Annotated in this window: 6 protein-coding genes and 1 pseudogene; 4 read left to right on the top strand and 3 right to left on the bottom strand. The window is 33.9% G+C overall.

Annotation, left to right across the window (positions count from 1 at the left end):
* Nucleotides 1-863, top strand: a pseudogene (locus NAT50_RS04930) (bestrophin family protein).
* A gap of 229 nt (nucleotides 864-1092) precedes the next feature.
* Nucleotides 1093-2961 carry a sensor histidine kinase gene (locus NAT50_RS04925; protein WP_250592000.1) on the top strand — a complete coding sequence of 623 codons (1869 nt, stop codon included), beginning with the start codon at nucleotides 1093-1095 and terminating at the stop codon, nucleotides 2959-2961.
* Here the strand turns inward: NAT50_RS04925 and NAT50_RS04920 are convergent.
* The 3 genes from NAT50_RS04920 to NAT50_RS04910 all read right to left on the bottom strand — a co-directional run bounded on the left by NAT50_RS04920 (nucleotide 2958) and on the right by NAT50_RS04910 (nucleotide 7385).
* Complete coding sequence (locus NAT50_RS04920; RefSeq protein ID WP_250591999.1) at nucleotides 2958-3530, bottom strand: DUF6642 family protein; 573 nt, start codon at nucleotides 3528-3530, stop codon at nucleotides 2958-2960. The genes NAT50_RS04925 and NAT50_RS04920 overlap by 4 nt on opposite strands.
* Before the next feature lie 36 nt (nucleotides 3531-3566).
* Nucleotides 3567-5201, bottom strand: coding sequence for an AMP-binding protein (locus NAT50_RS04915; RefSeq protein ID WP_250591998.1), 1635 nt, complete (start codon nucleotides 5199-5201; stop codon nucleotides 3567-3569).
* A gap of 210 nt (nucleotides 5202-5411) precedes the next feature.
* Complete coding sequence (locus tag NAT50_RS04910; protein WP_250591997.1) at nucleotides 5412-7385, bottom strand: endonuclease; 1974 nt, start codon at nucleotides 7383-7385, stop codon at nucleotides 5412-5414.
* Between the two features lie 172 nt (nucleotides 7386-7557).
* On the opposite strand from NAT50_RS04910, the gene NAT50_RS04905 reads away from it, so the two are divergent.
* Complete coding sequence (locus NAT50_RS04905) at nucleotides 7558-10392, top strand: gluzincin family metallopeptidase (RefSeq protein WP_250591996.1); 2835 nt, start codon at nucleotides 7558-7560, stop codon at nucleotides 10390-10392.
* A 183-nt stretch (nucleotides 10393-10575) separates the two neighbouring features.
* Nucleotides 10576-12978 (top strand): alpha-ketoacid dehydrogenase subunit alpha/beta, encoded by a 2403-nt coding sequence (locus tag NAT50_RS04900; protein WP_250591995.1) that lies wholly within the window; start codon nucleotides 10576-10578, stop codon nucleotides 12976-12978.
* Nucleotides 12979-13008: the final 30 nt, after the last annotated feature.

The following is a 13008-nucleotide window of genomic DNA, read 5'->3' as shown; positions in this document are numbered from 1 at the left end:
ATGATATCATATAATCCTAAAGATTGGTTTACGTTTATCTTTAAGTTCCACAAAGCGGATACTTTCAGAAGATTGTTGCTCTTATCATTGGCATAGGATTATATTGTTGGATTATAGCGTATCTCGAAATTGAATATTTTAAACTCTCCGATACGAGTTACATCAAAAACATAACTATCATGCATAGTATGTTGGGTTTTGTGATTTCACTCCTTTTGGTTTTCAGAACCAATACGGCTTATGATCGTTGGTGGGAAGGTCGAAAACAATGGGGAATGTTAGTTAACTGTAGTCGAAATTTAGCCATAAAACTTTCGGCATTATTAGAAGATAAAGAGGATACCGTTTTATTTAGAAAATTGATTCCTTATTATGCCAATGTGCTGAATTTACATCTTAATAACAAAAATACCAGTATAGAACTTTTTGAAGAATACAATATTCACTTTGAGCAAGGAAAGCATAAACCCAATCAGGTGGTAAAAGTAATGATTCATAAAATTGCCGAATTGCACAAAGATCAAAAACTTACTACGGAACAAATACTTCTTATTAATCCTGAAATTACTGCTTTTTTAGATATTTGCGGTGCTTGTGAACGTATTAAGAACACTCCTATTCCGTTTTCATACAGTTCATTTTTTAAAAAATTTATCTTCTTTTACGTAATGACCCTACCCTTTGGCTATGTCTTTAGTTTAGGTTATTTCACCATTCCAATCGTCATTTTTGTATTTTATGTTTTGTCAAGCTTGGAATTAATTGCCGAAGAGATTGAAGACCCTTTTGGCAACGATCAAAACGATTTACCTACAGAGAGAATCGTGGAAAGCATTAAGAAAAACATTGAAGAAATACTATAAAACGACTTCTACTTGTTGCTAACTATTTTAGCAAAATATAATCACAATTATTACAAAAGCTATCGTTTCAAAAACATTTATTTTCGGGAAGATGGTATCGTACAACACTTTTTCATGGATTGTTTGATACTTCTTCATTCTATCTTAAGACTTAAACACATAAATAATTAAATATCAATATTTTATATTAAATTTACAGTTATTTTTCATTGAACTTAATTGTAAGCTTATGGATAATTTTCCTATCAATCCTTACCAACTAGGAAACGTACCTTTGCACGATACTTTGCTAAACACCTTTTTTAATAGTAATGCTGATCTATGTTGTATCCTTTCCAAAGAAGGTATTTTTCTTGAGGTTAATTCTGTTTGGGAAAGTACCTTAGGCTATACAGCTCAGGATTTGAAGGGAAATCACTTCAAAAATTTTGTTCACCCAGCTGATCTAGAAAAAACGAACAAAGAATTTTACGAACAAGTACAAGCTCAGGAAAAAATTAATTTTGTGAACCGTTACCTAAGCCAAAATAAAAATTACCATTGGCTAGAATGGAAAGGAAAGATTAATCCCATCGACAATCAAATTTATATTATAGCCCGAGATATTAGCCAACAAAAAAATATAGAGATTGAACTCAGTCTTAATGAAAAAAAATACCAAGATTTTTTCTACAATAATCCCAATCCAATGTGGATTTTTGATCTGGACACACTCGCTTTTTTAGAGGTAAATGAAGAAGCCATCAGACAATATGGTTACAGTAAAGAGGAATTTCTTTCCTTAACGTTAAAAGACATTACTCCCGAAGAAGAATTTTCCGCATTGATAGACAATATTGTTATCGCCAACACCAAATATTTTACCGAGAAAGAACTTTGGCGGCATATAAAAAAGGATGGAACAATTATTTTTGTTGAAATTTCGGCCAGAACCATACTTTATAATAACAAAAAAACACGAATTGTCATTTTAAATAATGTAACCAAAAGAATTGAAGCCGAAAAAGCTCTTTTTGAAGCCAAAACCAAGTTCCGCATCTTGACCGAAAGTTCTAACGATTTAATCATGCGTTTCGATAAGGAGCATCGACATCTGTATGCCAATCCTGCTACACTCCATTATTTTGGCATTCCTCCTGAAAATTTTATTGGCAAAACACATCTAGAATTAGGTTTTTCAGAAAAAGAATTCAGCCCTTGGCATGAAAAAATTAATCAAGTATTTCAAAGTGGCCAAAAGCACAATGAAATACTTCCTATTAACCAGGGTAAGGAATATATGAATTGGAGTTTGATTCCTGAGTTTGACAAAAATGGAAATGTGGTTTCGATCTTAAGTTATTCGAAAGAAGTTACGGATATTATAAAAACACAACAAGCACTGGAGAAGAGTGAAAAAAGATTAAAATTAATTAATGCCGAAAAGGACAAATTTTACTCGATTATTGCTCATGACTTACGAAATCCTTTTAATGGTTTTTTAGGGTTAACAGACTTATTGATAGACGATTTACCTACGATGCAACCAGAGGAAATCGTAGAAATTGCTGGAATGTTAAATAAATCCGCAAAAAATCTTTACACTTTACTTGAAAATCTTTTAGAATGGTCTCAGGTACAATCTGGAAAAACTATATTTCGACCTGAAAAAATAGAACTCAACGATCAAATTTCGTTTGTACTCGATACCATGGAAGAATCTTTTAAGAGAAAAAAATTAAATATTACGTCCAATTTATTAGAAAATATTGCAATCACGGCCGACAAACAAATGTTGAATGCTATACTTCGGAATTTAATATCCAATGCCTATAAATTCACTCCTAGAGGCGGTACGAATGAGATTTCAACTTGGATAACACCTGATAATTCTGTTGCCATAACAATAAAAGACAGTGGTATTGGCATGAGTGAAACGATGGTACAAAACCTTTTTTCATTATCAGAGAAAACAAACCGAAAGGGAACCGAAGACGAAAACAGCTCTGGACTGGGATTACTGCTTGTTAAAGAATATATCGACCTGCATGGTGGTACTATCACTGTCAATAGTACAGAAGGAAAAGGAAGTACTTTTACGGTAACAATCCCTAACTAATAATAAAGCGTAAATCCCAAGGTTTTTGCTAGAGCATAATTTTGGCGGTATAATTCTTCAGTAATTTCAATGACATCTTCAAATTCCTGACACAATCCAAAAAATTGATTATCGAGAATAGTACTCAAAACAGGTGCTGAATTTCGATAACCCGAAACAGCACGAGCTCCCGAAACATCTAAAAAATACTGCGCTTCTTCTTCGGTTAAATCCAAGATTTTTGTATTTGCAAAATGGACTATTTTATCTCTTAATTTCCCTTCGAAAAATTCGGCTATTTCTTCCAGAGAATAATCGTATCCACCAATGGTTATAACATTGCCACGCCCTTCAAATACCAAGTATAAAATTTCATAATCCCTAAAATTACGATCCTCATATAATAATGCACTCAAACTTTCCTCTAGACCTTCAATACTATCGCAAGTCTTATAAATACTTGTGATGTTTTGTTGCATTGCCAGATATTCAAGAGATGGCACTATACTGCTATTGGTTGTGTCATCTATATCTTGTACGCCTTCCAAACAGAAAAGTTTAGAAGGCTCATTGGTGTTGAAAATACTCATTATTCTTTTTTGTATGGCAATTGCCCTATACCGCTTTTAATCTTTTTTCAGTTTATCTAAGCCTAATTCCTTCGTAGAAATTTCGCGCATTTCTACTTTTCGTACCTTCCCAGAAACTGTCATTGGAAAACTATCGACAAATTTCCAATATTTTGGAATTTTATAATGTGCGATTTCATCCTTACAAAAAGCTCGTAAATCCTCCTCTGTGACAATACTACCCGAAATAAGTTTTACCCAAGCCATAATTTCTTCTCCATATTTTTCGTCCGGAACACCTATTACCTGCACATCTTCTACATTTTCATGAGTATATAAGTATTCTTCAATCTCTCTCGGAGAAACGTTTTCACCACCTCTAATGATAATATCTTTAATGCGTCCTGTAATTGATATGTAGCCCTCCTCATCTATCATAGCTAAATCTCCGGTATGCATCCATCGAGCACTGTCTAGTACCTGTTGTGTTGCTTCGGGATTATCCCAATATTTTAACATCACAGAATACCCTCTAGTACACAATTCACCCGAAACACCTCTAGGTACAATTTCCCCAGTTTCTGGATTAATAATTTTTATTTCCAAATGATCTTGCACCGTTCCTACTGTACTGACTTGTTTGTCTAGTGGCGCTCCAATTAGTGTTTGGGTAGATACTGGAGACGTTTCTGTCATGCCATAGCAAATTGAAACCTCTTTCATGTACATTTTTGACTGCACCTGTTTCATAATTTCTACCGGACAAGGAGAACCAGCCATCACGCCAGTTCGTAATGACGTTAAATCATAATCATTAAAATTAGGAAGCTGCAATTCGGCTATAAACATAGTGGGAACACCATATAAAGAAGTACATTTCTCGTCTTGTACCGCTTGCAACGTAGCTTTAGGATCAAAACTTTCACTCGGAATTACCATACAGGCACCATGAGAAGTAATACTCAAGTTTCCTATTACCATCCCAAAACAATGAAAAAATGGAACCGGCAAACATACTTTATCAAGGTTGGTATAATGTAATCGTTCACCTATAAAATAGCCATTATTGAGAATATTATGATGAGACAGTGTTACGCCCTTAGGGAAACCTGTTGTGCCAGAAGTATATTGTAAGTTAATTGGATCATCAAATTGAACTCGAGCTTCAACGGCTTCTATAATCGCATCACTCGTTTCCGTGTGCATTGCAACAAAATCATCCCAATTATCATCAAAAAAGATGGCTTCTTTCAAGCAATCTGTCTTACGCTTAATTTTAGCTATCATTTTGCTGTAATCGCTAGTTTTATACGACAAAGCAGACACTATCATCTTCATTCCCGATTGATTGACAACATATTGAAGTTCTTTTTTACGATAGGCTGGATTCAGATTAACCAAAACAACACCAATTCGAGAAGTAGCATATTGTAGAATTACCCATTCGTAGCGATTAGGAGACCAAATTCCCACACGATCACCCGATTGAATCCCTTTGGCTAAGAGTGCTTTGGCCACTTTAGTCGTTTCCTCCCAAAATGTTATATAATCCATTCGGATATTTTGATGTACCGAAATCAAAGCGATAGCATTAGGATATTGAGCTACCGTTTTCTCTAAATTTTGCCCTATAGTTTCTCCCAAAAGTGGTTTGGAAGCCTCTCCGTATACATAAGAAATAGATGAAGTCATAATAAATAATAAGCTATATCCTCAAATGTACGATATCTCACAGTAATAAAACTGTTAATTTTGAATGATTTTGTTAAATTAATATATACAAAAAAAGAAGTACAATCAACTTTATCCTATTGTAAGTAGCAACTTTGGTATGATAACCAAAAGCTAAGGAAAACTCGATGATTGTACTTCTTTAAAAGTGTAAAAATAAAGTAAGTGATATTACTTGATAATCAGTTTTTTGGTTGTAGACCGACCTTCTTGAGTCATTTTTAACATATACATACCCGAAGACAGATTTAAATTTAATTGAGATTCTGGAAAATAAACACCTTCGTAGACTTTCATTCCAGCTGCCGAATATATTTCTATCGGAGTATTTTCTCTTAATCCTGCAATGACAATATAATTTTGAGCTGGATTGGGATAAAAACTAACATTCCACTCCGAATTAAAATCAGGATTTGACATAGAAGTATACCAAGTCTCTCCAAAATGACTTCCAAAAACATATTCTGCTAACATCGGATAGTCTATAAAAGGATTTCTATTTTTTTGCCAATTGTAAATTACATTATTACGATTCATTTCAAAGTCATCGGCCTTGTCCAAAGTATTCCACGAAAGCAAGGTCTCCAAATCTCCAATGTATCCTGTTGGTGTTTCAGAAACGTCACCATTTACAACATTAAGTCCATTATAACGAACTGCCATGTAAAAAATAGCTCTAGCTACATCCCCTCTCCAACTTCCAGCATTGCCTGAAGGCCCATTATAATCAACCCCGTAATTTCTATTATTACGAACCGTATTTTCGGGGCTGTCTTCAGCTCTCAGATGATGACCGTCAGCACCTCCAGCAGTAATATCATTCGCATCGGTAGTTGTCCAAACATTAATTCCATCATTGGGTGCTAAAGGATCTAAACTAAAATTTCCTCTCGATTGACAATAAATGTGCTCTCTGTTCCAAAAACCAACAGCACCACTTGTTCCTGTTTGTTGGTCTACTTTAGAACTGGGACGTTCGACATACATTAACCAAACTTGGCTTCCGTTTTCTGGATTCACATCGGCTTGTTTTAACATTTCCCAAACATCAGCATACGAATGTTCTCTAACAACGCTTGGATTAGCAATAATGTCTTGAATAGCCTGTTTTAACTGATTGCCTGATTTACCTTCTAAAGAATCGTAATACCCTGCAGGAGTCAAATTGGGGCACAAATTATAGGTTGGATTTAACGGAGTTCCCCATGGTTTGACTTCATAATCGTTATCATTTACCCTAACAATTTTATTGTTATTACTTAAAACATAACCCGAAGGGATACTTCCAATGGTAATTTTAAGAAATTCATCTCCTTCATCAAGAGTATCATCGGTTAATTGAATCGTTTTAGTAGCTGTAGTTTGACCTACTGGTATGGTTACGGAGAAATTTCCGCTGTAATCATAAATATCAAAATTTCCATTTACAATACTGAATGAAAACATGAGATCATTGCTCGATATAGGAGTTTGTGTCGTAAAAACCACATCGAATGATTCGCCTTCTAGTAAATTCCGATTTGGATTTACGCTAGTTGTTATAGCATTAAAAACCACACCTGTTCCATCGTTGTTTGCTCCGGGAGTGGGAGCTTTTAACTCATAAGTTCCATCATTTTTCCTTTGAATAGAAACCGTAGCAGCTTTTAGGGTTTGATTTTCATTAATAAAGGTACTTAAATTTAAGGCTGTCATCAAAGTAGTTGGAGCTGTGGTACCATTACTGTATGCCAAGGCACTTTTTAAATTAGTTGATCTTGCAAGTGTCCCATCAGGAAAATCGGTTGCGTTTCCTTGATAAAGCGCTACCGCATCTGGACCATTTTGAATTGAACTGTCTGCAATCGTAAGAATGGGCGAAGGTGAAACCAATGTATTTCCTAGGTGAAAAATACCATTTAAATCGGTAGTATAACCGTCAAGATCTATAGTCATATAACTTGTAGATGTACTACCTGTAGATGATCCGTTAAAAAAAACTAAAACATAACCATCAAGTGGAAAATTGGGCGTATCTGACTTTAATTCAATAAATTCGAGTTTATCAGTACTGGGCGTATCCGCATCTAGTTCATTAATTACAACTTGTCCGTAAGAGACCGTTGAGAAAAATAGAATAAAGAGTAATTTTTTTAACATCATCATAAAATTTGGGGATTGCAAATTAACTAAAATTAAGGATGTTTGATGAGAAATAATATTAATTTGTAACTATTTTTCCGTTAACAAGCAGTAAAACATTTAAAATTTAAGAATATACGCACCTCTTTTCTATTTCAAATTAAGATTTAGTAGTAAATTGCGTAATTTTAAAACATTGAAAAAACTAACACACATACTCGTTTCTCTACTCTTTGTTCTGAATTCTTTTTTAGGGTTTAGCCAACAAAACATTGATGTTGCCCTATCTTTTGATGCTGAAACGGAATTATTTTTAGTCAAACAAACTCTGTGGTACAAAAATACTTCTTCGAAACCTTTGTCTTATTTAATCGTAAACGACTGGAATCATGCTTATTCTAACAGAAAATCACCTCTTGGCAAGCGATTTTCAGATGAATACGTTCGAAATTTTCATCTTTCCCGTGCAAAAGAACGAGGATATACTGATATCAAAAGTCTAGAAATCAATACGATTCAAAGTGCTTGGAAAAGAATCAAACACCACGAAGATCTATTAGAGATTAACTTACCTAAAGAATTATTACCCAACGATTCAATTCAGCTTTATTTTGAATACACACTCAAAATTCCTGATGCAAAATTCAGTCGTTATGGAAATAATAAAGGAGATTTTTACTTAAAAAATTGCCTTTTGCAAATAGCCCGAATCAATCCCGAAGGAAATCCTGTTCGATACAGTAACGAAAATATTGATGATGCTTCATACGAGAAAATAGAAAAAATAAATCTCAATGTTACACTGCCTTCTGTTTACCTAATTACTTCTAATCTGAATCTAATTGCAGAAAACACCCTCAATACAGATAAACAGGTTTCGTTCTCTGGTCAAAATTTACAAGATGTCCAAATCATTATTGAAAAAAACAAAAGCTTTCGGAATTATAAAAACGAAAATATAGAGATTGAAACCAATATCAATAGCTCTAAAACTGACGATTTTATAAAGGCAATCGTTATTGATAGAATCATTCGTTTTACTCAAGAAAAACTTGGTCCTTCTGCAGTAAAGAAATTTGTAATTTCAGAAACCGAATACGACAAGAATCCATTTTACGGTCTGAATCAATTACCCAATTTTATCAGTCCATTTTCGAATTCTTTTCTATTTGAATTGAAATTCTTAAAAACCTACACCGATAATTTTTTAAAACAGAATCTAAATATCGACTATCGAAAAGATCATTACATTTTAGATGGTATTCAGACGTATTTGCTTATTAAATACGTTGAAGAAAATTATCCTGATTTAAAATTATTAGGTGATTTAAGTCGCTTCAAGGTTATTAGAGGCTATCAGCTGGCCAAAGCCGATTTTAATGATCAATATTATTTTTTATACCTGTTGATGGCTCGAAAAAATCTGGACCAACACCTAACAGAATCAAAAAATGCGCTTGTAAAATTTAACGAACAAATTGCCAGTAGAAATAAGGCAGGAATCTCTTTTTTATACCTAGAGCAATACTTAAAAAATGACACAGTCACTAAAACGTTTTCTGATTTCATTGCTCTCAACAGATCTCAAAAAACGACCCCAGACGACTTTCAAGAACTTTTCCAGAGAAACACGGGAAATACTTTGAATTGGTTTTTTGAAAATGTAATTAATTGTGAGCAAGAAATTGATTTTTCGTTTGGTAAAATTGAAAAAACTGAAAATTCTTTACAGGTTCAAATTCATAATAAAACAAATCTTGAAGTTCCTTTTACCCTTTCAGGTTTCAAAAACAGAACCAAAATATTTGAAAACTGGTATACCGGCGTAAAATATGATTCGATTATTAGCATTCAAAATCCAGATATCGATAAGTTGATTATTAATCACAAAAACAAAATTCCTGAGATTAATAATCGTAATAATTACAAGTCTTTAAAAAGCTTTCCCGATCTTAACAAACCTCTGAAATTAATTTTTCTTAAAGATGTTGAAAATCCTAACTATCATCAGGTTTTTTACGTTCCAGAAATTGGTTACAACGTCTACGACGGAGCTATTTTATCCGTGACTTTTCACAATAAAACGCTTATAGAAAAACCATTTTCCTTTCATCTGAGTCCTAGTTTTTCAACGACATCAGTAAGTTTAACAGGATTTGGAATTGTGAACTATACGCAACAAATCAAGAACTCAAACTTATACCAAGTAAGATATTCATTGGCTGGAGCTTATTTTCATTACATTCAAGACGCTAGTTATTTACGTTTTACTCCTTCAGTTCAATTTAAATTTAGAAACAACAACGATTTAAGAGATAATTTTTGGCAAAGTATCAGCATCAGACAAGTAATTCTTACCAAAGAATTCAGCCCATTAATTTTGAATGATACGGCGCCACTGAATTACACTGTTTCTGATTTACGCTACGGATTTGGCGATGGAGAAACAGCCAAAAGTTATAATTTTCTGACGAATGTCCAACTGTCCAATCATTTTGGAAAATTCAGTATAGAATCGGGCTATCGAAAACTTTTTGAAAACAACTACCAACTAAGTCTTCGCTTATTTGCCGGAACATTTTTATACAAGAAAACAGAAACCGATTATTTTAATTTTGGCTTAGACAGACCTAAAGATTATCTTTTTGACTATCAATACTATGGGCGTTCCGAAACTTCTGGTATTTTCAGTCAACAAATTATTATTGCCGAAGGAGGCTTTAAATCTAAATTCATTAATCCTTATGCCAATCAATGGATGACAACCCTAAATGTCAACTCGTCCATCTGGAAATGGATTCAATTATACGGCGATATTGGTTTTTATAAAAATAAGGGAATTAATCCTAAATTTATCTACGACAGTGGTATTCACTTGAATTTAGTTCCTGATTATTTTGAGTTGTTTTTTCCACTCTATTCTTCAAACGGATTTGAACCCTCTCAAAATAACTATGACCAAAAAATTAGATTTATGGTCACTTTAAATCCTAAAACACTCATAAATCTTTTTACTAGAAAATGGTTTTAATAATCATAAAACAATCTCTTTTAATTAATTATTTACATTAAAAAGATGATTTCTTGTGATTTTATTTAAAAAATAAACTTTTAAAAACATATTTTATAAAAATAATTCAATTAATATTTTCTCATTAGAATTAGAATATATCGTGATTTTGTTTAAATTTGTCGATGTTACAAGTATATTCTTATGATACAAGTGGAAGACAAAAAAGATCTAACTTTTGAAGATTTTAAAACAGAAGTTTTAGGTGATTATAAAATTGCCCGTATAAGCAGAGAATGTAGCCTACTGGGAAGAAAAGAAGTCCTAACCGGAAAAGCTAAATTCGGAATTTTTGGTGACGGAAAAGAAGTGCCTCAGCTAGCACTGGCAAAAGCTTTTCAAAATGGTGATTTCCGTTCCGGTTATTATCGCGATCAAACGTTCATGATGGCAATCGGCGCTATGACAATAGAACAGTTTTTTGCCGGTTTATATGGTCATACCGACTTAAATTTTGATCCTATGAGTGCTGGTCGTCAAATGGGTGGTCATTTTGCTACGCATTCCCTTGACGAAAATGGAAATTGGAAAAATTTAACACAACAAAAAAATTCCAGCGCAGATATTTCTCCTACTGCAGGTCAAATGCCTCGTTTATTAGGATTGGCTCAAGCTTCAAAAATATACAGAAATGTTGAAGGTATAAACCAAACTCTATTTTCTGAAAAAGGAAATGAAGTTGCTTGGGGAACTATCGGAAATGCCTCTACCTCTGAAGGTTTATTCTTTGAAACCATTAACGCTGCAGGAGTCCTTCAAGTTCCTATGGTGATGAGTGTATGGGATGACGAATACGGAATTTCTGTTCATGCTCGCTACCAAACGACCAAAGAAAACATCTCGGAAATCTTAAAAGGTTTCCAACGTGATGAAAACAACAATGGGTACGAAATCATGACTGTAAAGGGTTGGGATTACCCTACTCTAGTTGAAACCTATCAAAAAGCGTCTCACATTGCTCGCGAACAACATATTCCTGTTTTAATCCATGTTCAGGAACTAACTCAACCTCAAGGACACTCAACCTCTGGTTCTCACGAGCGTTACAAGGATGCTGATCGTCTGGCTTGGGAAGCAGAATTTGACTGTTTGGCAAAAATGCGCGAATGGTTATTGGAAAACAATTTAGCTACTGCGGTTGAATTGGATGAAATCGATGCTCAAGCGAAAAAAGACGTATTAGAAGCTAAAAAAACAGCTTGGACTAATTTTATTACTCCTATTAAAACAGAAAGAGACGAATTAGTAAGTGTTCTAAATACAGTAGCTGCTGGTTCAGATAATAAAATCTTTATTGAAAAATACGCGAACGATTTAGCAAGCATCAAAGAACCTATTCGAAAAGATTTGATTGTTACGGCAAGAAAAGTACTTCGAATGGTAGCTAAAGAAAATAGTAAAGCGCCTTTGGCAGCATGGATCAAATCTTATTCAGAAACTATCCAACCTAAATTCAGTTCTCATCTATTCTCTCAATCAGAAAAGAATATTTTCTCTGTTCAAGAAGTTTTACCAACCTACGATGAATCTGCTGAAGAAGTAGATGCACGTTTGGTATTGCGTGATAATTTCGATGCTATTTTTAGTAAATATCCTGAAACTTTAATTTTTGGAGAGGATTCCGGAAATATTGGCGACGTAAACCAAGGTTTGGAAGGTATGCAGGAAAAATATGGAGAACTTCGTGTTTCTGATGCGGGTATTCGTGAAGCTACCATTCTTGGACAAGGAATTGGAATGGCTATGAGAGGATTGCGTCCTATTGCCGAAATTCAATATTTAGATTATTTGCTTTATGCTATCCAGATCATGAGTGATGATTTGGCTACATTACAATACAGAACTGCCGGTCGACAAAAAGCACCGTTAATTATACGTACAAGAGGACACCGCTTGGAAGGAATTTGGCATTCAGGTTCTCCAATGGGTATGATCATCAATGCCATTCGAGGTATTCATGTTTTAGTCCCTAGAAATATGACTAAAGCCGCTGGTTTCTACAATACCTTATTAGAAACTGACGAACCAGCTTTAATCGTGGAATGTTTGAACGGATACCGTTTAAAAGAGAAAATGCCAACCAATTTAGGTGAATTCAAAACGCCAATTGGTGTTGTGGAAACCATAAAAAAAGGTACTGATATTACTGTTGTTTCTTACGGTTCAACATTACGATTAGTAGAACAAGCTGCTAAAGAATTATTAGACCTTGGAATTGATGTAGAAATTATAGATATCCAATCCTTGTTACCTTTTGATATCAACCATGATATTGTAAAATCTTTAGCTAAAACCAATCGTTTATTGATTGTAGATGAAGATGTACCGGGAGGTGCCTCAGCGTTCATTTTACAACAAGTTATCGATGAACAAAAAGGTTATAAATATTTAGATAGTCAACCGGAAACTTTAGCTGCAAAAGCACATCGTCCAGCTTATGGTACAGATGGTGATTATTTTTCTAAACCTTCGGTAGAAGATATTTTTGAAAAAGTATATGAGATAATGCACGAGGCTAACCCCGTAAAATATCCAAGTTTATACTAAAAAAACCACCTTCGGGTGGTTTTTTTATAC

The organism is Flavobacterium luminosum (genome assembly GCF_023635005.1).
In the GTDB taxonomy this organism is placed as follows: domain Bacteria; phylum Bacteroidota; class Bacteroidia; order Flavobacteriales; family Flavobacteriaceae; genus Flavobacterium; species Flavobacterium luminosum.
The sequence above is the reverse complement of the archived record's forward strand: the minus strand, read 5'-3'. Positions and strand labels throughout refer to the sequence as shown.